Source organism: Methanospirillum stamsii, assembly GCF_003173335.1.
In the GTDB taxonomy this organism is placed as follows: Archaea; Halobacteriota; Methanomicrobia; order Methanomicrobiales; family Methanospirillaceae; genus Methanospirillum; species Methanospirillum stamsii.
The window spans coordinates 20,691-47,232 of sequence record NZ_QGMZ01000008.1 but is presented as its reverse complement, the minus strand read 5'-3'; the positions used below and the strand labels follow the sequence as shown (position 1 = coordinate 47,232).

28 protein-coding genes are annotated in these 26,542 nt (G+C 46.3%); 21 read left to right on the top strand and 7 right to left on the bottom strand.

What is annotated here, in order from left to right; all coding sequences use genetic code 11:
* Positions 1-36: 36 nt before the first annotated feature.
* Positions 37-1,473, top strand: a complete 1,437-nt coding sequence (locus tag DLD82_RS03275) for a cobyric acid synthase (protein WP_109939683.1) — start codon at positions 37-39, stop codon at positions 1,471-1,473.
* Here the strand turns inward: DLD82_RS03275 and DLD82_RS03270 are convergent.
* From DLD82_RS03270 to larB, 4 genes are read right to left on the bottom strand one after another with little or no spacing between them, the layout of a single operon-like run.
* Entirely contained in the window at positions 1,466-1,732 is a 267-nt protein-coding gene (locus DLD82_RS03270) for a hypothetical protein (RefSeq protein WP_109939682.1), read from the bottom strand. The genes DLD82_RS03275 and DLD82_RS03270 overlap by 8 nt on opposite strands.
* A complete protein-coding gene (locus tag DLD82_RS03265; protein WP_146199677.1) occupies positions 1,729-3,018 on the bottom strand; it encodes a hypothetical protein in 1,290 nt (429 codons plus the stop codon). Before DLD82_RS03265 ends, DLD82_RS03270 begins: the two co-directional genes overlap by 4 nt.
* A 4-nt stretch (positions 3,019-3,022) precedes the next feature.
* Complete coding sequence (locus DLD82_RS03260) at positions 3,023-3,556, bottom strand: nicotinamide-nucleotide adenylyltransferase (RefSeq protein ID WP_109939680.1); 534 nt, start codon at positions 3,554-3,556, stop codon at positions 3,023-3,025.
* Positions 3,553-4,332 carry a nickel pincer cofactor biosynthesis protein LarB gene (gene larB / locus DLD82_RS03255; protein WP_109939679.1) on the bottom strand — a complete coding sequence of 260 codons (780 nt, stop codon included), beginning with the start codon at positions 4,330-4,332 and terminating at the stop codon, positions 3,553-3,555. Before larB ends, DLD82_RS03260 begins: the two co-directional genes overlap by 4 nt.
* A gap of 16 nt (positions 4,333-4,348) precedes the next feature.
* Here larB and DLD82_RS03250 point away from each other — a divergent pair, with 16 nt between their 5' ends.
* The 8 genes from DLD82_RS03250 (at position 4,349) to leuS (ending at position 14,926) form a co-directional block, all read left to right on the top strand.
* Complete coding sequence (locus tag DLD82_RS03250) at positions 4,349-4,699, top strand: ABC transporter permease (RefSeq protein ID WP_245920352.1); 351 nt, start codon at positions 4,349-4,351, stop codon at positions 4,697-4,699.
* Between the two features lie 4 nt (positions 4,700-4,703).
* Positions 4,704-5,927, top strand: a complete 1,224-nt coding sequence (hisS, locus tag DLD82_RS03245) for a histidine--tRNA ligase (protein ID WP_109939677.1) — start codon at positions 4,704-4,706, stop codon at positions 5,925-5,927.
* A 12-nt stretch (positions 5,928-5,939) separates the two neighbouring features.
* On the top strand, positions 5,940-7,763 hold the full coding sequence (locus DLD82_RS03240; RefSeq protein WP_109939676.1) for a DNA topoisomerase VI subunit B: 1,824 nt from the start codon (positions 5,940-5,942) through the stop codon (positions 7,761-7,763).
* Positions 7,750-8,850, top strand: coding sequence for a DNA topoisomerase IV subunit A (locus tag DLD82_RS03235; protein ID WP_109939675.1), 1,101 nt, complete (start codon positions 7,750-7,752; stop codon positions 8,848-8,850). The genes DLD82_RS03240 and DLD82_RS03235 overlap by 14 nt, the downstream gene beginning before the upstream one ends.
* A gap of 68 nt (positions 8,851-8,918) precedes the next feature.
* A complete protein-coding gene (locus DLD82_RS03230) occupies positions 8,919-9,743 on the top strand; it encodes an A24 family peptidase C-terminal domain-containing protein (RefSeq protein WP_109939674.1) in 825 nt (274 codons plus the stop codon).
* A gap of 20 nt (positions 9,744-9,763) precedes the next feature.
* Positions 9,764-10,132: a phosphoribosyl-AMP cyclohydrolase gene (gene hisI, locus DLD82_RS03225; RefSeq protein ID WP_245920358.1), complete on the top strand. Its 369-nt coding sequence runs from the start codon at positions 9,764-9,766 to the stop codon at positions 10,130-10,132.
* Positions 10,133-10,156: 24 nt separating this feature from the next.
* A complete protein-coding gene (locus DLD82_RS03220; RefSeq protein WP_109939672.1) occupies positions 10,157-12,142 on the top strand; it encodes a PINc/VapC family ATPase in 1,986 nt (661 codons plus the stop codon).
* 9 nt (positions 12,143-12,151) lie between these two features.
* The gene (gene leuS, locus DLD82_RS03215) at positions 12,152-14,926 is read left to right on the top strand and encodes a leucine--tRNA ligase (RefSeq protein ID WP_109939671.1); all 2,775 of its coding nucleotides are present in this window, start codon (positions 12,152-12,154) and stop codon (positions 14,924-14,926) included.
* A gap of 3 nt (positions 14,927-14,929) precedes the next feature.
* On the opposite strand, the gene DLD82_RS03210 is transcribed toward leuS, so the two are convergent.
* Positions 14,930-15,247: a DUF5611 family protein gene (locus DLD82_RS03210; protein ID WP_109939670.1), complete on the bottom strand. Its 318-nt coding sequence runs from the start codon at positions 15,245-15,247 to the stop codon at positions 14,930-14,932.
* Positions 15,248-15,356: 109 nt separating this feature from the next.
* On the opposite strand from DLD82_RS03210, the gene DLD82_RS03205 reads away from it, so the two are divergent.
* From DLD82_RS03205 to DLD82_RS03175, 7 genes are all read left to right on the top strand, one after another.
* Positions 15,357-16,289, top strand: a complete 933-nt coding sequence (locus DLD82_RS03205) for a magnesium transporter CorA family protein (protein ID WP_109939669.1) — start codon at positions 15,357-15,359, stop codon at positions 16,287-16,289.
* Positions 16,290-16,359: 70 nt separating this feature from the next.
* Complete coding sequence (locus DLD82_RS03200; RefSeq protein WP_109939668.1) at positions 16,360-16,914, top strand: hypothetical protein; 555 nt, start codon at positions 16,360-16,362, stop codon at positions 16,912-16,914.
* 9 nt (positions 16,915-16,923) lie between these two features.
* Positions 16,924-17,145, top strand: coding sequence for a helix-turn-helix transcriptional regulator (locus tag DLD82_RS03195; RefSeq protein ID WP_109939667.1), 222 nt, complete (start codon positions 16,924-16,926; stop codon positions 17,143-17,145).
* 34 nt (positions 17,146-17,179) lie between these two features.
* The gene (locus DLD82_RS03190) at positions 17,180-17,845 is read left to right on the top strand and encodes a Yip1 family protein (RefSeq protein ID WP_109939666.1); all 666 of its coding nucleotides are present in this window, start codon (positions 17,180-17,182) and stop codon (positions 17,843-17,845) included.
* Positions 17,842-19,005 (top strand): COG1361 S-layer family protein, encoded by a 1,164-nt coding sequence (locus DLD82_RS03185; protein ID WP_109939665.1) that lies wholly within the window; start codon positions 17,842-17,844, stop codon positions 19,003-19,005. Before DLD82_RS03190 ends, DLD82_RS03185 begins: the two co-directional genes overlap by 4 nt.
* Positions 19,002-19,694 (top strand): ABC transporter ATP-binding protein, encoded by a 693-nt coding sequence (locus DLD82_RS03180; protein WP_109939664.1) that lies wholly within the window; start codon positions 19,002-19,004, stop codon positions 19,692-19,694. The genes DLD82_RS03185 and DLD82_RS03180 overlap by 4 nt, the downstream gene beginning before the upstream one ends.
* Positions 19,691-20,863: an ABC transporter permease gene (locus tag DLD82_RS03175; protein ID WP_109939663.1), complete on the top strand. Its 1,173-nt coding sequence runs from the start codon at positions 19,691-19,693 to the stop codon at positions 20,861-20,863. Before DLD82_RS03180 ends, DLD82_RS03175 begins: the two co-directional genes overlap by 4 nt.
* A gap of 6 nt (positions 20,864-20,869) precedes the next feature.
* Here the strand turns inward: DLD82_RS03175 and DLD82_RS03170 are convergent, their stop codons facing one another.
* Entirely contained in the window at positions 20,870-21,841 is a 972-nt protein-coding gene (locus DLD82_RS03170; RefSeq protein WP_109939662.1) for an NOG1 family protein, read from the bottom strand.
* A 206-nt stretch (positions 21,842-22,047) separates the two neighbouring features.
* Between DLD82_RS03170 and DLD82_RS03165 the strand changes: the two genes are divergently transcribed.
* From DLD82_RS03165 to DLD82_RS03145, 5 genes are all read left to right on the top strand, one after another.
* Positions 22,048-22,701, top strand: coding sequence for a tetratricopeptide repeat protein (locus DLD82_RS03165; protein WP_109939661.1), 654 nt, complete (start codon positions 22,048-22,050; stop codon positions 22,699-22,701).
* Between the two features lie 95 nt (positions 22,702-22,796).
* Positions 22,797-23,357 carry a tetratricopeptide repeat protein gene (locus DLD82_RS03160; RefSeq protein ID WP_109939660.1) on the top strand — a complete coding sequence of 187 codons (561 nt, stop codon included), beginning with the start codon at positions 22,797-22,799 and terminating at the stop codon, positions 23,355-23,357.
* 325 nt (positions 23,358-23,682) lie between these two features.
* The gene (locus tag DLD82_RS03155; RefSeq protein ID WP_109939659.1) at positions 23,683-24,561 is read left to right on the top strand and encodes a CBS domain-containing protein; all 879 of its coding nucleotides are present in this window, start codon (positions 23,683-23,685) and stop codon (positions 24,559-24,561) included.
* 2 nt (positions 24,562-24,563) lie between these two features.
* On the top strand, positions 24,564-25,556 hold the full coding sequence (locus tag DLD82_RS03150) for a DNA-methyltransferase (protein ID WP_109939658.1): 993 nt from the start codon (positions 24,564-24,566) through the stop codon (positions 25,554-25,556).
* A gap of 55 nt (positions 25,557-25,611) precedes the next feature.
* Positions 25,612-25,863 (top strand): PRC-barrel domain-containing protein, encoded by a 252-nt coding sequence (locus tag DLD82_RS03145; RefSeq protein WP_109939657.1) that lies wholly within the window; start codon positions 25,612-25,614, stop codon positions 25,861-25,863.
* Here the strand turns inward: DLD82_RS03145 and DLD82_RS03140 are convergent.
* A complete protein-coding gene (locus tag DLD82_RS03140; RefSeq protein WP_245920351.1) occupies positions 25,845-26,531 on the bottom strand; it encodes a phosphoglycolate phosphatase in 687 nt (228 codons plus the stop codon). The genes DLD82_RS03145 and DLD82_RS03140 overlap by 19 nt on opposite strands.
* Between the last annotated feature and the right edge of the window lie 11 nt (positions 26,532-26,542).

Genomic DNA, 26,542 nt, shown 5'->3' with positions numbered 1-26,542 from the left:
GCATTATAATATCCCGGGCAGTCATACCTGAGTAATATGTCAGTTATGGTCCTGGGGACCGCTTCTCACGTTGGTAAAAGCACAATAGTTGCAGCCATATGCCGCATACTTCACCGTCACGACAGGGTAGCTGCTCCATTTAAATCCCAGAATATGAGCCTGAACTCATGGGTAACAGAAGACGGGGGTGAGATCGGAATCGCACAGGCCATGCAGGCACATGCAGCATGTCTTAAACCTTCCATCCATATGAACCCCATTCTTCTCAAACCTAAAGGGGATCAAAGTTCACAGATTATTCTGCTCGGAAAACCATACACCGATGTGCATGCAAAAAAATACTATCAGCTCACGGACAATCTTCTTGAAATAGCAGTTGAGTCAGCAAAAACACTTCTCGAACAGTTTGGAGCCCTGGTTGTCGAAGGAGCCGGAGGGGCTGCGGAGGTTAATCTGTATGATCGTGATATTGCAAATATCGGCCTTGCCCGAAAACTTAAGTTCCCAATCATCCTGGTTGCTGACATTGAACGGGGAGGAGTGTTTGCCCAGGTTTACGGGACTATCTCCCTGCTCCCGGATGACATTCGTCCATTGGTGAAAGGAGTAATAGTCAATAAATTCAGAGGTGATCCCTCCCTTTTTTCCGATGGAATGAAGATCCTGGATGAACTAACCGGAGTTCCTACCCTGGGTCTTATCCCCATGACAGATATCGATATACCAAGCGAAGATTCACTCTCTTTGTCTGATAAAAAGAACAATAATTCACCAATTCGTATTGCGATAATTAAGTTTCCAAGAATATCCAATTTCACAGATTATGAACTTCTTGAACGATATGCTTCAGTTACGTATGTAAACCCTGGTGATTCACTGAAAGGATATGATGCCATCATCCTTCCGGGAACGAAAAATACCATCGAGGACCTGCAGGAAATTCAAAACAGCGGCACAACAGAAGAGATAATTCAGGCACGGGCAGCTCATATCCCAATTGTCGGGATATGCGGAGGATACCAGATGCTTTGTGAGAAAATTATAGATTCTGGTGTTGAATCCAAAAAGGGCGAATACAAAGGTATCGGCCTGATACCCTGCACCACCACATTTTCAGAGTATCAGAAAACAACGGTCCAGGTTACCCGGAGATCCTCAGGATACGGACCATTTCTTCAAAAGGTATCCACAGTATCAGGATATGAGATACACATGGGTGAAACAGATACCAGCGGGATGAAAGAGGCATTTTCAGATGAGGGCGTGGTAAGTGAGGACGGCCTTCTTATCGGCACATACATGCATGGCCTTTTTACTTCACCGGAAGTTGCCGGTGCATTTGTATCATTTCTTTGTGAGCGGAAAGGCATCTCATGGGAGATGCCGGAACATCTTACCGATCCTTATGATGCACTTGCCGATCATGTTGAAAAACATGTAAAAATAGAAGAAATCATCAAATTTTTTAACTGATGACATTGAGCATGCTGCGATATCCTTCCTGTTTCACATCATCGCAGACAACCTCAACGATATCTTTCAAATCCACTTCATCTGTACTTCTGACCCTGCTACAAAAAGCACGGGCAGGCGAGGAAATTTCAGCATTCTGTGTTTTAAACCGGACTGAATGAACACAAAACCGGCATTTAACGACCTCTTCACGTTTATCAGGAAGACACTGAACAAACCCGCCAAAAACCTGCAAATTTCGGTGAGACTTCCCACTCATTCCATTTCTCCCGGAATGATTAACCGGGCTTTATCCTTGGAACATCTGTCGAATTTTTCCCGGATTGTGGTAAGAGAATTGGATAGGTTTTCTTCCATCGTTGACATTCGCTCTATCCGTCTGCTCTCCTCATCTTCTGCCTGCCGGATTTCATGCTCTGCATGCTCAATCAAATGTTTTAATTCTCTAATTTTCTCATTGACCGAATTATTTTCGCGCTCTTGTTTTTTACATTCCAGGTTATCGGATATGTTTCGTATCGATTGCAAACTCTGAGAAAATTTTTCAGAATATTCTTCCGGATTCGTGAAAAGGTGTTTTTCAAAGGTATTTTTTGTCTGCAGTAAACCCTTCCCGATAAGAGAGAAGAGCTCCTTTGATGAGACCTTTACCTTGTGAACAATCTCATCATCCTGCCTGCGGGGAGATTGAGCGATGTGGACTACATCATCCATTAATTTCTCATGCTCTGCATTACCCTGTTCCTGGAACAATTTTCCTGCCCGTTTCCAGACCGGAATCGCATTTCGTATATGTGATTCATAAACTTCCATGCTCTGCTTAAACTCAGTTTCAGCTTTTTGAATGTCTTCTTCAAGTTGTGAATATTCCTGATATTCGACTGATGTAGAAAGCCGGGCAAGATCTGACTGTAATGATTCAAGATTATTATTAAGATCCAGAAGTGATGATTCGTATTTAGCTTTTTCAACACCTGCCTGCCTTAACTCTTCTTCCATCTCATGCCGGTTTTCGAGTTCATCGTGGATCTCGGCCAGATTTGAAAGATATTCACGTGAAAGCCGGATTATTTCGGTCATGCGATTGAGCTCATGACCCGTGTTATCAAGGGTATGGCGAAACTCCTTAATCTCCTCCGGATATAAATGGTGCAGGTATTTTCCAGGACCCTTAAATGCCTTAAAACATCCATTCATCAGTCCTGCTACTTCCTGGTAAAATTCTTCATCGTCATCTGAAAAACCACCCTCAAGTTCGGATTCAATTTTTTTGCAGAACTGGGGAAGAGCATGCCGGTTCACCTGTTCGACTTTATGATGATGGGGCTCATCCGAAGTCTCCTGACCAAACTCAGTGAGGAGCTGACGAAGATCCTGCTTAAAGGTAATGATTCGTTCGCGTGAAGTTTTTATTGCCCCGGCACGACGGTTGATACAATCTTTTTCCTGCCTTTCAAGCCATGCAGGAAGTTCTTCAAAGGTGATTGTTTCCCCTTTTGCCGGTTCTGCTTTTTTACTGAGTATATTCTTTATTTTCTCAAACATGCAGTTATTTTCCTCCATCTAAAGGACAGGTCATGTCATCGCGGGCTAATACCAGTATCCTGGAGACACCATCAATTTCCCGGATAACCTGACAAACCGGGACAGGTACCAGATCCTCCCAGTTATCACCACAGACCATTCGTTCGCGGATAGTAGTCCCGGAAAGGGTTCCCCGTTCATACATTGCCGGGGTCAATACCCGGATACCGGCTTCAAAAAAGAGCCTGATTACCAGGGGATTTCCGGAATAGACACGGTCAAACGGTGGTGTCATTGCTCTCACATGAGAGACCCATAGAGCATTCCGGTTAATATCCTCCAGAGGAATCACATATACCGGTTTTTGGATCTTCTGAAGGGCACGGGTGATCATAAGGATCCGTTCACCGGCGGTAAACGGGTCTGCGGGTTCATGACTTAGTTGTGCTGTTCCAATACCAATAATCAATTCATCTGCTTCTTTGGCAATATGGTCAATCACGTACTGGTGACCGTTGTGATATGGCTGAAACCTTCCAATATATAATGCCCGGATCATGATTTTTTAACCACCAGATTTGCGATCATCGCTGCAGATGCCCCGGCAACAAATCCTGCATCAATGTTCACAACTGTCAGGACCGAACATGACTGGAGCATACTGGCAAGAGCTGCCTGACCTTCTCCCATGTACCCATACCCGGTTGAGACCGGGACACCGATGACCGGGCGGTCAACAAGACCTGCAACAACCGACGGCAGAGTCCCTTCCCTTCCTGCAGCAACCACAAAGGCATGACATGATTCCATCGTTAGAATGACCGGAAACAAGCGGTGAATTCCGGCAACTCCGACATCATAGGCAGTATACACCTCACACCCCATCTCTTCGACGATAATGCGTGCTTCTTCTGCAACCCTGATGTCAGACGTACCAGCGGTGATAATTCCTACTTTTCCTCCGGTTTTTTCGACCTCTATACCATTGGCCATAACCATGACGCGCCCTTCATCAGACCATGAAGCAGAAATACCTTCATCCCGTGCCCATTCAAGATATGACATGGCAAGTCCGGGATCTAGCCGCGATATGATACATCTTCCGGCAGAATTAACATATGATTCGATGATTGAACGAAGATGAGCCGGGTTTTTTCCTTCTGCAAGGATCACCTCAGGTATACCGCACCGTGATTTGCGGGATAAATCCAAACGGGCACAAGAACCTACCTGTAAAACGGAGTCTGCGGTTATCTGTGCCAGAGCTTCATCCGGATCAAGTTCATGATCATACGCTGCCTGCAGAAGTCTTTTCAGACTATGAACCGTGTGCATATGGAATAAGTACGATATGCTAGAAACAGTACATAATAGGTTCATTGCAATGACTATTCTTTTTCCTATCTCGCTGTTTGGTGCAATCGTCTGCATCTTCCTCTGGCTTCGGGATATCAGGATATGGGCCCGCTCCGGCCTTCCAGGGTACCGGAACGCGGCAAAAAAGGGAGTACTACAGACTGCGCTTGCGACAGCGGGTGCAGGAATTGTCTGGTTCTGGCCGGATGTGTCAATTCTTGGTACCGGGATCGTACTGCTTGGATTATATCTTCAGGGAAAAGAAGTCAGAGAGAAGATATGGACTAATGAACCAGCTATAAACCGTTTCTTCGGGAGTGTTCCCCGGAACAATAGCAAAAGATGATACTATGATACAAAAACCACGCGGAACACGGGATATGCTTCCTGATGAGATGGAGCGAAGAAGGGAGATCGAAGCACGAATGCGCCTTCGGGCCAGAATCAGAGGATTTAGAGAGATCTCAACCCCAGTATTTGAAGAGACTGAACTCTTTACCATCCGCTCCGGAGAAGGAATCATTAATGAGATGTATGTCTTTGAAGACAAAGGCGGACGGTCCCTCTCTCTTCGTCCGGAACTTACCGCGCCAGTCCTCAGGATGTACGTTGAAGAGGGAAGATCACTGAACAAACCGGTGAAATGGTGCTACTTTGCAGACTGTTTCAGGTACGAACGACCTCAAAAGGGACGATATCGGCAATTCTGGCAGTTTGGTGCAGAACTTATCGGGGCAGACTCCGCAATGGCTGATGCCGAGGTAATAATTCTCGGATATGACCTTCTCAAAACAGCGGGTGTCAGATTTGTTCTGAAAATAGGACACCTTTCCTTTATGAGAACCCTGCTTTCAGACCTTGCAGATGAGGAAAAGAAAAAGATACGGGCATTTCTTGATAAGCGGGAAGAAGATGCAGCCGTCTCACATCTTAAAGCCATTAATCAGGAACAACTCTGTGATCCTCTCATCAGGCTGTGTGGAGCACGTACACTTGACGAGGTCTTTTCAGTCATCGGAGAAATCCCGGAAAGCCAGAGGATCAGGGAGATGTTTCATATCCTCGATGTCCAGCAGATTCCCTATGAGATCAATCCGGCGATTGCCCGCGGCCTTGATTACTATACCGGTGTAGTCTTTGAGTGTTTTGCCGAGGGGCTTGGGGCTGAAAATCAGATCCTCGGCGGGGGAGCATACCGGCTCGCTCACCTGTTCGGGGGAGAAGATACCCCGTCAGCAGGTTTTGCCATCGGGTTTGACCGGGTTATGGTGGCTCTTGGAGAAGATATCCGGAGCCTTCACCAGCCACAGGTCATGGTAATTACTACCCCTGAAGGACGTGACCGTGCCCTGGTTGTTACCGAAGAACTCCGTACGAATGGGATAATCACAGAAATTGATCTCATGGAACGAAGTTTTTCAGCCCAGATGAAAGCAGCCGGAAAAAGTGCTGACTATGCGGTTATCATCGGGAAGGAAGAGGCGCTATCAGGGGATGTAACGCTTAAAGATCTTAAAGCAGGAACGCAGGAAAAACTGACGGTAAGTGACGTTGTCAGAAAACTTAACCCATAAGGATTGGCAGATATGGCTCCTCCCGTAAAACCTGCCAGTGCTGATGAACTTGCAAAACAACAAAGGAGCATCAGCGTTGCAGAGTTTTTTGAGAAGAACAAGCACCTATTAGGTTTTGACTCCCCGACACGGGGGATTGTCACCACCGTCAAGGAAGCCATCGACAATGCCCTTGATGCCTGTGAAGAAGCAGGAGTGCTTCCGGATATTTACCTTGGAATCTTCAGAATGGAAGGAGATATCTTCAAGGTTGTTGTCGAGGACAACGGGCCGGGGATTGTACCGGATAATATCCCCTATGTGTTTGGAAAACTTCTCTATGGGTCACGATTTCACCAAATCAGGCAGTCAAGAGGTCAGCAGGGTATCGGAATATCGGCGGCGGTCTTATATGCCCAGCTTACGAGTGGAAGGCCGACTCTAGTTATCTCCCGGTGCGGGTCAGACCGCCCTGCCTACCGATTCAGGATCCAGATTAAGACCGAAACAAACGAGCCTGAGATCCTGGAAAAAGAGGAGACGACCTGGGACCGGATACATGGGACCCGGATAGAGATAGAGTTTAAAAGTTCCCTGACAGCCAGGAAACGGCTGGTGGAATATCTCAGGTATACTTCAGTTGTAAACCCCCATGCCCGGATACGTGTGGAACTTGACGGGGAAGCAATTCTCTTTGACCGGGCGAGCGATGAGCCTATCATCCCGCCACAGGCGATACTCCCCCATCCGCACGGAGTAGAACTAGGTGAACTCAAGCGGATTGCTGCCGGATCCACTGAGCCACTTGAATTATTTCTGGTAAACAGTTTTTCCCGGGTAGGACAGAAGACAGCGACCGAGATTCTCGGACTTGCCGGCTTGAAGCCGAATAAAAAAGCCAGTACCTTAAGTCCCGATGACCTGGCAAAACTCCAGGTTGCAATGCAGCAAGCAAAAGTTCCTCCTCCACTGGGAGGCCAGTGCCTGTCTCCGATTGGCGAGGTGCTCATCAGGCAGGGACTGGAAAAGGAGTACGAATTTGATTTCTGCTCGGCCCGGACGAGGCCTGCATCAGTATACCACGGTCATCCCTTCATCGTCGAAGCGGCCATTGGGTATGGCGGAAAACTGGAATCAGAGGGAACTGCCCGGATCATGCGGTTTGCAAACCGGGTTCCTCTCATGTACCAGCAGGGAGCCTGCGCAATAACCGGATGCATCAGTTCGGTGAACTGGAAGACATACAGTATCAGCCAGTCAGGTCTTCCCACCGGACCAGTCCTGCTCCTTATCCATGTAGCCTCCACCAACGTTCCCTTTACCAGTGAAAGCAAGGATGCAATCGCATCAATCCCCGATATTGAACGGGAAGTAACCCTTGCACTACAGGAACTCGGGCGGGACCTCAAGACATTCCTCTCACGTCGGGATAAAAGCCGGCAGACCGAGGAGAGAGCACGTGCCATCTGTGCAATCATTCCGGAAATTGCTGAAAAGATCTCTGAAACTATTGAAAAACCGGTCCCGGATATTTCTCCCATCGAGGGCCAGATCATGAAGCGGCTTGTCGCAAAGAAAAAGACAGAGAACGGAACGGTGACGATATCACTCCAGAACTACACCGCCCATGCCCTTGACCTGACCCTGTATATTATCACCTCTGATGATCTTAAAAAAGCAGAGCCGGAGGCAGTTTTCATCGAGGAAATGGACCCGGACCATTCCGGCGTATGGCAGATACGGCTTGCTGCGGGAGAAAACTGGAGGGTTACATATCAGGGAACCGGAAACGGAATGATTGATATCAGGGGTGTTGATGAGAAGAAAAAAGTGGTGGTAGACCTTGACCGATCCTAAACAGGAGATCAGGGATAGAACCCTGAAACGACTTCTCGCTATTCCGGAACGCTGGTACGATCAGATGACAAAGGGCGAACTTCCATCCATCACCATGCCGTCCCGGACCAAGAAAAACATCGCATATGATGAAGAAACTGAAGTCTGGAAGTATGGTGACCGGGAACGACTCAGGGAAGCCGGGACGGAGAAGAGTGCTCTTCATATCCTGAAGATGGCCTATGTCATCTGGTTTTTAAAGCATCAGATAACGGAAAGCCGATCATCTACCTTAAGAGAACTCTATTACATCTCTGAAGGATGGAAACGGGCAAAATTTGCTGCCCAGAATGACTCAAATCTCCTGGTAGAGGACCTGGAAATTTTAACCGACGTCCAGCGGGAGCACTTTCATCTCCGGCCGGAAGAGGATGGCGCCAGCATCTTTGGTCCACTCAAAATCAGGGAAGATACCAGACGGGGGCCAAAGGAGATCCACTGTCAGGACGATGTGGGAGAGTCCGGATACCAGATCCCAACCAATGTTGACTCACTTGAACTGGTTGAACATGACGCAAAAATGGTCATTGCCATCGAGACCGGCGGTATGTATGCCAGGCTTATCGAGAACGGGTTTGATGAGAAGTACAATGCAATACTCGTCCACCTGAAAGGACAGCCGGCACGATCTACAAGACGGGTGCTGAACCGGCTGGCCTCGGAATTTCATATCCCGGTGACGGTCTTTACCGATGGTGACCCCTGGTCATACCGGATTTTCGCCAGTGTTGCATATGGTGCAATTAAAAGCGCCCACATATCCGAGATTCTGGTCACCCCTTCTGCCCGGTTTATCGGGGTGCAGCCTACTGATATCAGGGATTATGATCTCCCTTCAGACTCCCTGACCGACCAGGATATTGCAGCGCTCAAGGCAGAACTTACCGATCCACGGTTTGCAAACGAGTACTGGAAAGAACAGATAAATCTTCAGTTAGACCTTAACCTGAAATCAGAACAACAGGCATTTGCAGCCCGTGGGCTGGATTTTGTTACTGATCAATACCTTCCTGCACGCCTTTCAGACATGAATATCCTGAAACAGTAAAACCAGAGCTTTTTGTAAATCACATCAGGAACACAATATCCTTTTTTAGAACCAGTCATACCTGATGTATGGATCCCTTTTCAATACCCGTGATCATGATCCCCCTCCTGGTGAACGGAGTAGTGCTCCTGCTCACCCTGCTCTACGGTTGTCGGGAGGACATCAGGGAACGGGCGGTCCCGGTAGTCATGTGGTACCCGGTTGCTGCAATCGGTGTTGTCATGCTTATCTGGTTCTGGTTCTCTGTAATCAGTTCCGGAGACATCTCATACATGATGCCCCTTATTCCGCTGATCCTCTTTTTTGTGGTGGCATTCTACCTCTTTACCCGGTACAACCTCATGGGTATGGCAGATACCAAGGCACTTATCCTTATCACCGTCCTGGTTCCCTGTTTCCCATTCATACCCCTGACCGGATACCCGCTGTTTGGTATCCCCCCCTATGTTTTTCTCCCGTTTAGTGTCCTTTTCAATGCCGTGATTCTAAACCTTCTATTACCGGTTTTTTTCTTCCTTTTGAATGTTATAAAAGGAAACCGGGCACCGCTTGCATACCTCTTCCTTGGGTACCCGGTGAGGGGTGAGACGATAGCAGATGAGTTTGGAATCGTCATGGAAGAATTCAAGGAAGAGAACGGAGAATTAACCAGGAAATTTATTCCGGTCAGAACCGCTATCAGGGATATGCTTTCAGGTGGAAAACGGGTGTACACAAAAGCCCTGAAGGAGAAACCGGATAAATACCGAAAGGAACTCGAGATCTATAAAAAAGCAGGAGTTGTCTGGATTAGTTATGGGGTCCCGTTTCTGATCCCGATCACTGCAGGTTTTTTAACCGCAATGATCTTTGGTGACTTTTTCATCATACTTTTAAGGCTGACAGGATTATGACCGAACAGAATAAAAACACCATTGAACTTGCTTTTGACGACAGGGGGCTTATCCCGGTAATCGCACAGGACATCCGGACAAAGGATATCCTGATGCTTGCCTATGCAAATGAAACAGCCGTGCGCCTGACTCGTGAGACCGGGTATGCCCATTATTACAGCCGTTCACGAAGACGGATCTGGAAAAAAGGTGAGGAGTCCGGGAACATGCAGAAAGTAACCGGCATCCTGGTGGATTGTGATGCAGACACCCTTGTTTACCAGGTTGAGCAGCATTGTGCAGCCTGTCACACCGGACACTGGTCCTGCTTTTACCGGACAATAGATGGAAAAACGATTTCAGACCGCCTATTTGAGCCAGATAAGGTATATAATAAAAGGAATGAATGACCAATTATAACCCGGTGAAAATATTTGAAAATAGTTCCTGATACAAGCGTCGTAATAGATGGACGCATCACCAATCTAATCGATACAGGAGAATATAACGGAGCCCATATAATAATACCGGAAGCAGTCGTTGCTGAACTGGAGGCCCAGGCAAACCAGGGGAGGGAGATAGGTTTTTCCGGGCTGACTGAACTGCAGGAACTTTGTAAACTTGCAGAACAGGGCATTATATCCATAGAATTTGTTGGCGTCAGACCCACTCTTGAACAGGTAAAACTGGCAAGCGGAGGGGAAATTGATGCGTTAATCCGTAAAGTTGCAATAGACTATGGGGCACGGTTTATTACGAGTGATGTGGTCCAGTCCGAGGTTGCAAAAGCCAAGGGCCTTGATGTATTATACCTAAAACCCCAGGTTGAAGACTTTACCCCTCTTGCTATTGACCAGTTTTTTGATGAACACACCATTGCGGTATACCTGAAAGAACGTGCAAGGCCAATAGCCAGAAAAGGAACAATCCAGAAGACGGAGACAATGATCGTCCGTGAGCAGCTCTGCACTGAGTATGAACTCCGGATGATAGCCCAGGAGATCCTCGAGCGGGCAAAACGTGATCCGGACGGATTCATTGAGATTGAAAAAAGAGGAGTGACCGTTGTCCAGATCGGATCCATGCGGATATCAATAACCCGCAGGCCATTCTCCGATGGAATGGAGATCACAGCGGTCAGGCCCATTGTAGATCTTGCTCTTGAGGATTATGCTGATGCAGAACTCATCAAGCAGATGCTGAAAGGTGAAAAGCCGGGGATCCTGATCACCGGACCACCTGGTTGTGGAAAAACGACCCTGGCCCAGGCAATTGCCACCTATCTCTGTGATTCCGGATGCATCATCAAGACTATGGAACAACCCAGAGAAATGCTTGTTCCGGACCAGATTACCCAGTACAGTGCCCTTGACGGGAGCATGGTCAACACTGCAGATGTCCTTCTTCTTGTTAGACCTGACATTGTTATCTTTGACGAACTCCGGAAAAACGAGGACTTTGAAGTCTTTGCAGATATGAGACTTGCCGGAATCGGAATGATAGGAATCATCCATGCCGTATCACCTCATGAAGCTCTTCAGCGGTTTGCAGACCGTCTTGACTTTTCTGTCCTTGCCCAGATCTTTGGCAGCATGATTTATGTCAGGGACGGTCAGATACGCCAGATTTGCTCTACTTCATTCTCCATGAAGGTTCCGGAAGGTATTGATTCAGAGATGCAGATCCGACCGGTTACAACTGTTTCGGATGTAAAAACCAATGAGCCCATCTTTGAAATCTTCAGGTACGGAACCGAAACCATCGTTCTCCCGGTAGAGGAAGAAGAAGAACAGACTGACAATACCGAACAGTATGTTCCTCCATCTGAAACTGTACTTACTGCAGAGCCGGAGACGGAAGAACCTGAAGAGAAAAATTCAGAAGATGAAGAGGGAGATGAAGGAGATGAGGGAGACGAAGAAGAAGAGACCTCATCATGGTCCATTACTGAACGGGACATCCAGCGTGAAATAGGCAGATATACCGGCGGGGAAGTCAGCGTTGAAATGCTCTCTGCAACAAAAGCCGTCGTATATATTGATGATCGGGACGTTCCTGCGGCAATAGGAAAAGGCGGGAAAAATATTGCTGCAATTGTTAACAAAGTAGGAGTAGGCATTGATATCAGACCCTGCTCTGAACTTGCAAAGAAAGTAAAGGCATCATCCCCGAATCAGAATGAACGGGAAGAATTAACTCTTGGAGATGGTTTGCAGGTCAGAATAGACAAAAAACAACTCTCCATCATCTCTCCGGACAACACGGGTAAAATTGTGGATGTATTTGCGGGGAGGGAGTACCTCTTTACCGCAACCGTCAATGATTCCGGAGAGATTCACCTGGCTAAAAACAGCACTATTGCCCAGGAAATGTTACGGCGTTATAATGAAGGCGAGCCAATCAGGCTCAAAACCGTGTGAGGTCATCATATGACTGAAGAAACACAGGCTCTTGAGGCCTCTGTCAGGAAAAAATGGGAAGGAGTATTCATTGCTACTCCTTCAGACAAAGAAAAATTTTACCTGAATGTCGCTTATCCATATCCCAGTGGTGCAATGCATGTCGGCCATGGCCGGACCTATATTGTTCCTGATGTCATTGCCCGGTTCTGGCGGATGCGGGGAAGAGAAGTCCTCTACCCAATGGCATTCCATGTAACCGGAGCACCGGTTATCGGGATATCAAAGCGGATTGCCAGAAAGGATGAGTCAGCAATTAAGTTATACCGGGATTTATACAAGGTCCCGCAGGACGTTCTCGATACCTTCACTGACCCGTTAAACATTGTCAACCATTTTTCAAACGAATACGAACGGGTTATGACAAGTGCCGGTCTCTCCATTGACTGGTCACGCCGGTTTACAACCGTTGAACCGACTTACAGCAAATTCATCGAGTGGCAGTGGCAGCATCTCAGGGCAGCCGGCCATGTAAACAAAGGAGCACATCCGGTCAGGTATTGTCCACAGTGTGAAAACCCGGTTGGGGATCATGACCTTCTCGAAGGAGACAAAGCAGAGATCCAGAAGTTTACTCTTATCATGTTCTCGTATGGGGATGCCTTTGTTCCATGTGCAACTCTCCGGCCGGAAACCATCTATGGTGTCACCAACCTCTGGGTTAACCCAGGAATTACCTATGTCCGGTGCCAGGTTGACGGAAAAGAGTGGATCCTCTCCCGTGAGGCAATGGAGAAGATCGGACTCCAGGACCATGATGTAAAAGAGATCGGAACCATTCCCGGAACAGAACTCGTTGATAAAAAAGTCTCCCACCCGTTCTGTGGAGAAGTCACCATCCTCCCGGCAGTCTTTGTCGATCCGGACATGGCAACCGGTCTGGTCATGAGTGTCCCGGCACATGCCCCATATGATTACATCGCCCTTCGTGACCTGCAGCAGAAAGGGAAGTACACCGACATAAAACCGGTCGGACTTATCAAAGTTGAGGGATATGGAGAGTTTCCGGCAGTTGAAGCGGTTGAAAAAGCCGACATCATCAACCAGGACGACCCGAACCTTGAAGAACTGACGCAAACGGTTTACTCTGCAGAGCATGCAACCGGAAAGATGTATGAGCAATACGGAGGAAAACCGGTTAAGATTGCTCGCGAAGAAGTCGCAGAGGTCCTGAATGAAAAACACCATTCAGGGATCATGTACGAGTTTGATACCCGCCCGGTTGTCTGTCGGTGTGGAGCACGCGTTTTTGTAAAAGTCCTCCATGATCAGTGGTTCCTTGAATACAGTGACCCTGCCTGGAAACAACAGGTGAAAGACCAGTTAGAGAACATGGAACTGGTCCCTGCTGAAGTCAGAACAGAATTTTACCGGACGGTTGACTGGCTCAAGGACTGGGCCTGTTCCCGGAGAATTGGTCTTGGAACCCGGATGCCCTGGGATCCGGAGTGGCTCATTGAGCCGCTCTCTGACTCGACCATCTACATGGCATATTACACCATTGCATCCAGGATCAAACACATTGACCCCGCCCTCCTGACTCCGGAAGTCTTTGATTATATCTTCCTTGGTAAAGAGACTGAGAACCTTCCGGAACGCGAACGACTTGATGGGATGAGAAAGGAATTCCAGTACTGGTACCCGTACAACTTCAGGTTTTCAGCAAAGGATCTCATCTCAAACCACCTGACGTTCCAGCTCTTCCACCACTGCACCATCTTCCCAAAAGAATACCTCCCGCATGGCATGGTCGTATTTGGTATGGGTCTGTTAAACGGGGCAAAGATGTCCTCATCCAAGGGGAATGTCTACCTCCTCGAAGACGCTATAAACGATTTTGGTGCAGATACCGTCAGGATGTTTCTTATCGGTTCAGGAGAACCCTGGCAGGACTTTGACTGGAGAAATGATCTGGTCTCTTCCACAAGAAAACAGATTGAACGGTTTGTTGCAACCATCAAAGAAAGCCTCGCATCAGATGGTCCTGAAACGGATATTGACCAGTGGCTCATATCCAGGATGCAAAACCACATCGGCATGGTTACAAAAGCCATGGAAAATTTCCAGACACGGCAGGCTCTCCAGGAATCATTCTTCGGAATTGAATCTGACATAAAGTGGTACCGGCGTCGTCTCGGACAGGAAACCGGAGGGAGGGAGACTATGAAATATCTCTCCTCTGTCTGGGTCAGACTGCTTGCACCAATTATCCCCTTTACCTGTGAAGATCTCTGGAAAGACATTTCAGATGGCCTGGTATCCTTTGCATCATGGCCGGAGCAGGATTCATCCAGGATAAACCAGTCTGCAGAAATTGCAGAGGAACTCCTGGTCCGGACCATTGAAGATATCGAATCTATCCTCCGGATACTGAAAACCCCCCCAAGAAAGATTACCATCTCTGTTGCACCATCATGGAAATGGGATATCCTGACCCTCATCGCTGAAGCAACGGATAAAAAGAATGTAATCAGGGATGTCATGCAGAAAGAGGATATTAAAGCCCGTGGAAAGGAAGCTGCAGATGCAGTTAAACAGTGCACGAACCTATTCCACAAACTTCCTTCTGACCTTGTGGAACGGATTGTTCAAAGCAAGCCTGATGAATTTTCAATATTCACCAATGCATCGGTATTTCTTTCAAAAGATACAAATCTTGAGATAGAAGTCATCAGATCAGATGAATGCCGACATATGAAGGCAGGCTCTGCACTGCCCTTCAAACCGGCGATAATAATAGAGTAGAAATTATTTTTCTACTGTTTTTGCTTTTTTTACGCGTTCTTTGGTAGTATATCCGGTAACATCATCAAGGTACCGGCGGAATCGTCTGTTCGTTTCAAGAATTACCTGTTCGTCTTCAATACCCTGTTTTGAAACGGTAGAGATAATTATCGATTTTTTCCCCTCTCCTAAAAATACCTCCAGAGATTCCAGAGCGCCATAGGAGATCGAATACTTACCATCTTTCTCAATGGGTGTTAATTCGAAATGCTCTGTTATTTTCCCGGATATGTTCTCGGGAAGAGCCTTGATGTGGGTCCGTTTAACCGGGTATTCCTGCATATGATCACTTATTGCTCTTCTTTCGGATATGTGTTACATCTACTCCGCATAGCCCTATTTATACCATCAGTCAGTAGTACTAATCACATCTGTTTGGGGGGAATGAGTCATGATCGCAGCATATATTACCACACATACGGGTCTTGTCCCGGTTGAGAACTGGGTGGACGGGTGCTGGATCAAGGTGGTAAATCCCACAGAAAAAGAGATTGCTCTCCTTGTAGAGCGCTTTGGCGTCTGGATAGAATTTTTTACTGATCCCCTTGATGTTGATGAACGGGCCAGGTTTGAGGTAGATGAAGGGAATATGCTCATGCTCATCAGGTCACCAAGACGTGAACCAGAGGAAGCCGCGATTCCCTATATTACGCTGCCAATAGGCATCATCCTGACAGGAAACGTCATCATTACGGTAACCCTGACAGAAGTTGATGTCCTTGAAGAATTCTTATCCGGATGGGTACGGAACTTTGACACCAAAACCCGGACCAGATTTGCTCTTCAGATCTGTTACCGGACTGCCCTTCGGTTTCTCCGGTACTTAAAAGACATAAACCGGATGAGTAACCTCATCGAGATGAACCTCTACCGGTCAAGCACCAATGACCAGCTTTTAGACCTCTTCAACCTCCATAAAAGCCTGGTCTTCTTTACAACATCTCTCCGGTCAAACTCTCTCATGGTCGAAAAATTCTCATATTCTAATATCCTTGAGATGACCGACGATGAGCATGACCTTTACGAAGAGATGGTCATTGAAAACAAACAGGCTCTTGAGATGGCAAATATCTATACTTCCATCGTCATGGGAATGACCGGAACGTTTGCCTCCATTATTAATAATAATGTCAATGTCGTGATGAAACTCCTGACCAGCATAACAATTCTGATATCTCTTCCAACTCTTATTGCAAGCATATATGGGATGAATGTCGGCCTCCCCCTGCAGGATAATCCCATGGCATTTTTATTTATCATGTTCGGGGCTGTTGCGGCAAGTGCCATCGGGCTGTTTATTCTTGTACGGTGGAAAGTACTGTAGCGGAGTTAGATTTATCTAACATATGTTACATATATCTAACTTAGTGTGAGATATTTCACACCGTGATCTTATGAACCGTACAGCACTGATAACACTAGAGATAATCATCATATCCATTGTGCTGATGTTTATCATCGGAACATACTGTGCATCAGGATTTTACTATGACGCACTAATCTGGGTTCTTTTGATTGCTCTTGGTTTTGGGGCATTCTACGGACTAAAAAAGCATAATACCCCTACAGTAAGACGCATCATTGCAATACTTGCAGTGATTGCCCTTGGAATTTCATTTGCAGGAATCCTCATTGATGTCCCTCTTCTCCCAGCAACCCCGGCCATGGGCCTTACCATGAGTATGGTTCTCATCCTTCTGCACTGGAGGATGAAAAACCAGGATAGTGATGCCGGAATGCAGGACGAGAGATCACTTCGTATCGGAACCTATGGAATCTCCTGTTCCTGGTACCTGACCTATGTGATGGTCATCTTTCTGTCCGTTGCCATCAGTTTTGGAGGTATGCAGATTTCTGCTAATACGGTACTTTTGGTTTTCATTATCATGATGCCAGTCAGTACAATCCTGTTTCAGTATTACTTCAACAAAAAAGGGGACGTTTATTAGGAGAAAATTGTGTATACCAGGATAAAAGAACTCAGGGCACGTTGCGGACTTACCCAGGCAGAACTTGCAGAACGGGTAGGTGTCCGCCGTGAAACGGTTGTGTTTCTTGAACGAGGAAAATACAACCCCTCCCTTCGTCTTGCGTACCAGATATCCGTGATCCTAAAATCCCCAATAGACGAGATATTCTTTTTCGATGATGAATTTCCTCAAAAAGATGTAAACCCCTAAGAAATTAAATATTAATGATACCCGGAGAAAACACATGCTTACTGATATATTTTCAAACCCCCGAATGTTCTTCCAGTCAGTCTCAAAAGAAGAACCATCACTTAAAAAACCGGCCCTTATCATCCTGGTAATGGCAGTGGTAAGTTCCATCAGCGGATATATGATGGGAGAACTGTCCGGAAAGATGCTGGCCGGACTTATGGAAGGTATCGAGACCATAACCGCGATGAGTGCAGCAGTATCTACATTAATTGGTACACTATTCATCTGGGTAGTTGCAGCAGTTATCCTGTTTGGAATCCAGAAGGTGATGCAGGGTACCGGAACACTTAAAAGAGTGATGGAGATCTGTGGATACGGAATGATTCCTCTGCTCTTTGCAACAATCATTACAGTGATTTTAACAGCATATTACATCCCCCAGGCAGATATCTCTCCAATCACAACATCAGATCCGGAAGAGATAAGCATTGCTGCAATGTCAATGATGCAGGACCCGGCACTCCATGAATTCACCATAATTTCAACCATTATCACCATTATCTTCCTTATCTGGGTGGCAAACCTATGGGCGATAGGTGTTGAATCCTGCTGTGGTCTTCCTGCAAAAAAAGCACTCATCGTTGCAGGACTTCCGGTGGTCATCTATATTGCATACACCCTCTCATCTCTCCTCCTTTTCACCGGGGGAGCTGCATGAAAACAGGCAGAAAAGTAATCACCTGTTTTTTCATCCTGCTATTTCTACTCCCATTAGCAGAAGCTGAAATGCTGGCAGAAAATGAAGCTGCCGCCGCACAGATACAGGTGATAAACCTCACTACTGATCCGGCTATACTTATGCCTTATGATACCGCAACGGTTACCATCACCCTATCTAATACCGGGACAAAAAGCGTTGCCATTTCAGGAGCAGAAATACAGTCCAAGGATCTGAAAATTCTGTCTGATGATTACGGAAAGGTAGGAGCCATCGGGGCTGGAAACACCATGAGTTTTACCTACACTCTCCAGGCAGGAGGAGTTACCGGTATCTTCTACCCGGTTTTTTCGGTTGATTTCAGAGATGCAAATTATCTCAGGTACCCGTTCAAGGTAACGGTGCAGGAAAACCCGCTTGAAGTATCGGTCATGAATAAACCGGAGACCTGGGTTGAGGGTAAGAAAGAGAATATTGTTATTCATATTGGAAATCCCCGTGACAATGCAGTAAACGGCGTTATCATAGATCCTTCAAAAGGCAGACACGAGATTACCCCGACATCCTACTTTGCCGGGGTTCTCCAGTCAGATAATTCCATTGATATCCCGTTCTCTGTAACTCCCTATGGGGATGAACCAATTACCTTCACCGTGCATTACCAGAATGGTATCAACCAACATACGGTTCCTTATACTCTTCCGGTTGTTACCGGACAAAAGAGCAGAAAACAGGCAGATACGGTTCTTTCAAATGTGCAGGTTGATACTGAACGAGGGAATTACCGGGTAACCGGGGATGTTACTAATGCTGGTCTTGAAAATGCAAATGCAGTAGTCATCTCATCTGAAGAGCCTGCTATTCCGGTATTTCCCTATAAGGTCTATGCCGTTGGAGCACTCAAACCAGACGACTTTGCAAGTTTTGAAGTGACATTCAGAGCAGATACAAATGTGACAGAAGTTCCCCTCAGGGCATCATTTAAAGATGATGACGGGAATGAATTCAGCAGCGTAACCCTGGTCGAACTGGGCAAAGAAAAAAACCCGAAGACACAGCAGGATGAAGAAGGGATCTCTCCGGTCATTATCGGAGTTCTCGTAATCATCGCAGCAGGAGTTCTGTGTGCAGTCTGGTACAGCCGGAAAAATCGTGCATGAAAGAGACCAGGCAGGTGATAGCATTTCATGATGTCACCAAAATTTATCCCCTTGATTCAGGCGATGTTACAGCCCTTAATCATGTAGACGTAGAGGTCGTCAGAGGAGAGTTTATCGCCATTATGGGACCTTCCGGGTCAGGAAAATCGACCCTGCTGAACATGATGGGATGTCTTGACATCCCAACATCCGGGGATGTATTCATCTCCGGACAGAATATCAAAACGATGAATGATGACCAGCTCACCGAACTTCGGCGTGATGTACTTGGCTTCATCTTTCAGCAGTTTAACCTCATACTCCTCCTTGATGCACTTGAAAACGTACAGTACCCTCTCATCCTTAAAACCGGAGAGACCGGATGCACGAAGCGGTGTATGGAAGTCCTCGAAGCGGTGGGTCTTGCCCCTCATCTCTGGCATCACCGGCCAGGTCAGTTGTCCGGAGGTCAGCAGCAGCGGGTTGCCATCGCCCGGGCCCTTGTAAATGACCCGGAAATTCTCCTCTGTGACGAACCTACCGGAAACCTGGATACGAAAACCGGCATGGCAATCATGGACCTCCTTACCCAATTATGCAGAGAACAGGGGAAGACTATCGTCATGGTTACCCATGATCCGAGAATTGCAGAATATGCAGACCGAACCATCCTCATTGAAGACGGAAAGATAAAGGAGGAAATAAGTTGACCAGTCACCGGCTTTTTTTCAGCCTGGCAGTCAGGAACCTCCATATCCACTGGCTCAGATCAATCCTTGCAGCAATCGGAATTATCATCGGAGTTGTTGCAATTTCTTCGATGGGTATTCTTGGAAACAGTCTGGTCCTTTCAGTCTCTGAATCACTCACCGATGTCGGGGATTCGGTTGTTGTCACTCCTCATGTATCATTTGGAGGATTCGGAGCACAGGGAACAAATGAAGGAATCTCAGACCGACAACTTGAGCAGATACGGCGGGCATCAGGGAACAACGAGGTGGTCCCGGTTTATACCGGTGGCGACCGGATCCGGATTGGAAAAGATATTCTGGCGGCATCAGTCTATGGAATCGAACCTCAGGACATCTCAACCCTGCTCGACCTTGAAACTGGCCAGTTTCTCCGGGGTGCATCCGGAGTCATGGTTGGATCAAAACTTGCTAAAGATAATAACCTGGCCGTCGGGTCACGAATTCTTATCGGCAGGGAAGAGAGTGGTGTCAGGGTTGTCGGCATCCTGAAAGAACGGGGGATGGGATTTGATATCAGCCCGGATAATGCAATCTTTGCATCACAGCAATGGTATGAGACATTTTACAATGTGTCTGAATATGATCAGGTCATTGTCAAGGTAAAAAACCTCAATGAGATAGAGCAGGTCAAGGACTCCATCGATGCGCAGTTAAACAGGCGTGAAGATGAAGTTGATGTCTATGATACCAAAGCCATCCTTGAGACAATCCTCGACACATTCGGGAAGATTTCAACATTCACCATGGCTATCGGCGGAATTTCTCTGGTCGTAGCCGGAGTATCCATCTTCAACGTCATGATGATGTCGGTTATGGAACGATACCGGGAAATTGGTATCCTCCGCTCAATCGGGACTAAACGGGCAGAAGTCAGGAGTATGTTCATCTACGAATCCCTGATCCTCGGAGTATCCGGCTCTTTGATCGGAGGGATAATGAGTTTTATTGGAGGATATGCTGCAATTGCCCTTATGCTTCAGGAAACATCCTATCTCTTTGAGATCTCAAGTCTTATCCAGATCCCATATGGAATGCTCTTTGGTATTGCAACCAGTATCCTGTCCGGACTATATCCAGCCTGGAAAGCATCAGATCTGCGTCCCATTGAAGCACTCAGGCACGAGTAAAAAAGATTATTCAGGAATTTCCTGGCCTGAAGAAGTTTTTGGCTCCCACTTGGGTTTATAAACCAAAAGGGAATCCAAAACCTCCTGAACCCCTTCTCCGCTGCCAGTTGACATGCAGGGGTATTCGGAGAGTGTTGAGATGTCCGATTTGTTACCAACCACAACAATCGGGATCTGTACTAGTTGTTCCACTTCTTTTAAGAGACTCATCTGGTCTTCAATCGGATATCCGCAATGTGCACTGGGGTCCAGAATAAAAAGAAGCACATCGGCAATATTTACTATCGCGGATAATGCCTGGCGCTCAATCGCGTTTCGTTCTATTCCCGGCCGATCAAGCAGTCCTGGTGTGTCAATCAGTTGGATCTTCTCCCGGCCACTGTAATAATGACCAACGATGATCCCTTTGGTAGTAAACGGATAAGATGCTATTTCCGGTTCAGCAGAAGATACACGCCGGATAAAAGAGGACTTGCCTACATTTGGAAATCCGGCAACCACGATGGTAAAGACGTCTTCTACAGTAGGCAATTTCCGGAGGACATTTCTCACTTCGTTAAGAAAGAGGAGATCATCTTCTATCTGGTGAACGACAGATGAAAGTCTGGCTATAGCTTTTTTTCGTGCCGCAGGTGCATTGTCCTCGGATGAATACCGGACATCCTTTGCAAGACCTCCCCGATGATCTTTGGACCACCGGGCTGCCCATCCAACCGCACCCAGTGATTTTTTGAGCCGGTCGGTGGTATACAGGATCTCTACAATGTCCTGGTAAAACTGAGACTCTTCAGAGAGGGTTGGGAATGACTGGATTACTGATACCAGTTTGTCATGGACCGAGAGGTATGCTGCCTCGACAAACTCAACACTTGCCCTTTTTTTATTAGGTTTCTCCCGCATTTTCTTTGCAGCACGACGGAGAGCACGGTCCAGCACTTCATCGGCTGTTGGAACTGTTGGGATTTTTTCAAAACTCACGATATTTCACCCTCATGTATGCTCGTATAGGTATTTGATACTGTGCCGGCAGAGAAGATAACTCATGAGCATACAGGATAACTCAGCCCCCCATAACGCATGTGACCCATGTGGTAGGATTACCCCGCATGGATCCCGGATACATGAGATTTATTAAAAAACCAGAATAAATAGGATTATTTTTTCAAAACATCAACTTTTTCTCAATGAAATTGTTCACTTTTCTTTTCTTTTTCTTTACTATTTTTGGATTTCTTATTGGATCTTCCTATGGTGAAATATCAGCCAGGGACTGGTATGAGAAAGGAATAGAACTAGTTAAACTTCAAAAATATGATAAAGCAGTTGAAGCCTTTGATAAATCTCTGAATATTGACCCGGATAATGAGACGACATGGTATGACAGGGGAATGGCACTGCATTCTCTTGGGAAGGATGATGAATCACTCAGGTCATTTGACGAAGTACTAAGAATAAATCCATTGTCTCTTGATTCACTATATGTGAAAGAGAAGATCTACAACGCCAACCGGAACTATAATGGAATTGTCCAGACATGTGATAAAATCCTTAATATTACGCCGGATGACGCAGAGATATGGTATAAAAAAGGGATGGGACTATACTATCTTCGGACCTACAAGGATGCAGTGCAGGCATTTGATAAAGCACTGGCTATAAAACCGGATGATGCCCGGATATGGAATAACCAGGGGCTTGCCTTCCTTGACCTTGGAGATTATTCAAAAGCAATTGCTGCCTTTGATAAAGCACTACAGATAAAGCCTGATTATTCAGAAGTTATCATCCGTCTTAAATTCGCAGAACAAAGATATGCAGATATGAAATTTAATTCCTGATACTCATGTATTTTGAGCAGACGAGACCTCGTGCTCCTTTTTTTCAGCCGCATAAGAAAAGGAACTCTTAACCCCTTTAACGCAAAAAGCCCTTTATGGATACGTTATCTTTTTCGGGAAGAGATGATATTTCCCTAACCAATAAACAGGAGATTCTGGAAAATCTTAAGAGTTATGAGAAAGCACTGGAGTCCTGTGAACAAGCTCTCAAGCAAAACCCTAATGATCCGGATGTCTGGATAAATAAGGGGGTTGCCCTCTACCTTCTCGGAAGATACGAGGAGTCTTTAGAAGCATCTGAAAAGGCAATTTCAATAAACCCGGAAGATGCAATAGCATGGAATAACAAAGGAATCGTTTTCAATCTCCTGGGGAGATACGAAGAAGCGATTCAGGTTTGCGATAAAGCAATTGAGATAATGCCGGATTATGCAGACCCCTGGAATAACAAAGGATTTGCTCTCAATTACCTGGAACAATATGAAGATGCAATCCGGTCATTTGATAAGGCAATTCAGATCGATCCACAATATACCGATGCATGGAATAACAAGGCATTTGCCCTGAATTTCCTGGGAAAATATGAAGAGGCCCTTCAGGCATTTGACATCGCAATTCAGATAGAATCTGAAAATGAAAACTCATGCTCAGTATAAAAAGATATATGATTGATGAAATGGATTTCCACCATCCTGTTTTTTATCCTTCCGGTTAAGAACACGCTCTGATACACCAGAGTAAATCCGCACCAGTGTCGTGGTCTTTTCCCAGGTAAGAAATTGACTTTTTTTCGGGTATGAAACATGTTCATTTTTCCTCATCACACTTTATGAACCATCATGATTTATCATGTTAATAAACTCAATAAAATCAGATAGAGATGAACGTAAAGATAAGTTCTTGCTAGACTTATCCTACAACTCTTTGCACAGTCTTTCAGTGGAAATAAATTATGACGCATGCGTTAGCGAGTAAATAATCATGGATCTCTCCCCTATTCAAAATGACATCCTGATTACCCTTATCAGTCTGTATGAGAAGAAATCAATTCCCATTAAGGGAGAGGAGATAGCCGAGATCATTCTCCGGAACGCCGGAACCGTCCGGAACCAGATGCAGGCACTCAAAGCTATCGGCCTTGTTGATGGCATACCCGGACCAAAGGGCGGATATCACCCGACCATGCTCGCCTACAAGGAACTGAACCTGAAACGTGATGGTGAAACGTACGAGGTGAAGATCTCCCGGGATGGAGAGATTGTTCCAGGAGTAAAGGTTGGCGAGATCATATTTTCCACCCTTTCCCATGCTGATATCTGTCATGCACAGATACGAATAATCGGGAGTGTAAAACTCTTCAACAATGGCGACGTTATCACCATCGGACCAACTCCGGTCAACAAACTCCTGATCAAGGGTGAAGTATTCGGAAAAGATGAGAACGAACCTGCACTCATCATATCTATTCTTGAAATGGTCTCCCTTCCCAAAAAACCGATACGGGACTACATGTCTACTCCCACTAAGATGCTCTCCACCCGGTCCAGCCTGAAAGATGCGGTGAAACTTTTTAATACCAATCATATTCATGGTGCACCGGTTATGGACGGGGGATTTCTTATGGGAATTGTGACTATGTCAGATATCCTGCAGGCTATTGAAAAGGACTCCCCGCTGGACACCCATGTCAGTGAAGTCATGACCGAGGACGTCGTCTATGCTGATGCACAGGTCCAGCTCTATGAGGTCATCAGGAAATTCAAGGAACGATCAATAGGCCGACTCATTGTTTTTGAAGATAACAAACCGGTGGGTATCCTGACCCAGTCTGACATCTTCCGGACCCTTCCGACCAACTAAATATGCGCAAAGTAACAATTCCGGGAGGAGTTTTCTATAACGGTGACTGTATACCCGGATCCTCCCAGATCCCGGACAACTCCGTTGATCTCATCATTACCGATCCCCCATATGGCATAGAGGGAGACAAACTGCACCGGCACTATAACCGGGACGAATCTTTTGTCACCGACGGGTATGTTGAGATTCCGGCTGAAGAATATGAGAACTTCAGTTTGAACTGGATTGCACAGGCAGAGCGAATCTTACGTCCCGGGGGCTCAATCTATATTGTATCAGGATATACCAATCTTTTGCACATCTTAAATGCGCTCCATCATACCAGGCTCGAAGAAGTCAATCATATCATATGGAAATATAACTTCGGTGTTTTTACAAGCAGGAAATTTGTGTCTTCGCATTATCACATCCTCTATTATACAAAACCCGGAGGGATAAGGACATTTAACACCGAATGCAGAGTTGCTCTTTCGGAGAAGGATGAACACGGGGGCTCTCTTAATTACCAGGACCGGGAGGATGTCTGGATAATTAACCGGGAATACAAACCAGGACGAGTAAAAAATAAAAACGAACTTCCCTTTGCACTCTTAAGCCGGATAATTCAATACAGCAGCAATGAAGGAGATCTGGTGTGCGATCTCTTCCTCGGAGGGTTCTCAACCGCCAGGACAGCCATCGGACTCTCCAGAAACGTTATCGGCTTTGAGATCTCATCAGGAATGTTTGACACACGCACTCAGGAGATTGCAAATCTTGTTCCCGGATCCCTCCTTAATACTATCAGAACCCCGCTGGAACCAGAGAGAAAACTGACCAGAAAAACCTGGACAGATGATGAAATAAACTCTCTTCGAAACCGGTATCAGGAATTATCAGGAACAAGACTGACAGAAAAAGAGATTAACAACAAACTTCAGGAAGAATTGGGCCGTGGGTACTGGTCGATTGAAAAAGCACTTAAAAAGACCGGAATCAAACCCGGACGAAGGTAAGGATATCAGAATCTGATCGGGAGTTTTATTACCGGATACGACTGAAACCTGATATATGAAGTCTATACTTGCCCGCAGTCTCTCACGGAAACAGATCGTGACAAATGACGGGAAAGGGATAGGATCACTTCGCAATCTGATGGTTGATTTTGACACGGGGCTTATTACCGACCTGGTTCTCGAGCCGGAGGAATCATTTGATACAACCGGGTATACCCTGGACGGTGAAAATATGCTTATTCCCTTCGAAGCAGTACGGGATATCAAGGATTTTATTGTCGTTGACCGTTATCTGGCCAGAATGTGAGAAAAGTTCCTATTCATTATTTCTACAAAACCTTCTCCGTACGGAACTGATGAACAGTAATCAGATATTATCCGTACCCTTTCTTGTGCATTTGCAACACAACAGCCAATGCCTGCAGCCTTTATCATTCCAATGTCATTTTCCGAATCGCCAATGGCCAGGAATTCTTCCGGCTTAATTCCAAGGCTTTCTGTAACAACCTGAAACGTTTTTCCTTTATCAATGCCGGCCTTATGAATGTGTATCGCAAAGTTCGTGTCCATGATATCAACCGGCCAGTCGGCAAGAAGAGAACGAACTTCTTCAACCGGTACTGTCCGGGCAAAAGCCACATCAGAGAATCGTTCATTATACGAGAAGAGTTCGAGAGTTATTCCTTTCTTCTGAAAGTGCTCAATACAAAGATTCAGGGCATCAATCGCTATTTTTCTATCTGCGATCAATTGTAGTTCACCGGTAAATCCAATCCGGTACACTCCTCCATTTTCCCCGATAAATGTGCCCCCCGTCCCGATGAGCTTACAAAGTCCCTTAAGAAGGCATGAGGTGTTGCCTGATGAGAGCACCACCTCAACTCCACTCTCCTGGAGCCTTCGTATTGTCTCTATGGCAGCAGTTGAGAGCCTGCGCTTTTCGTCGGTCAACGTTCCGTCTATATCGGTTATCACTCCCCGAAACA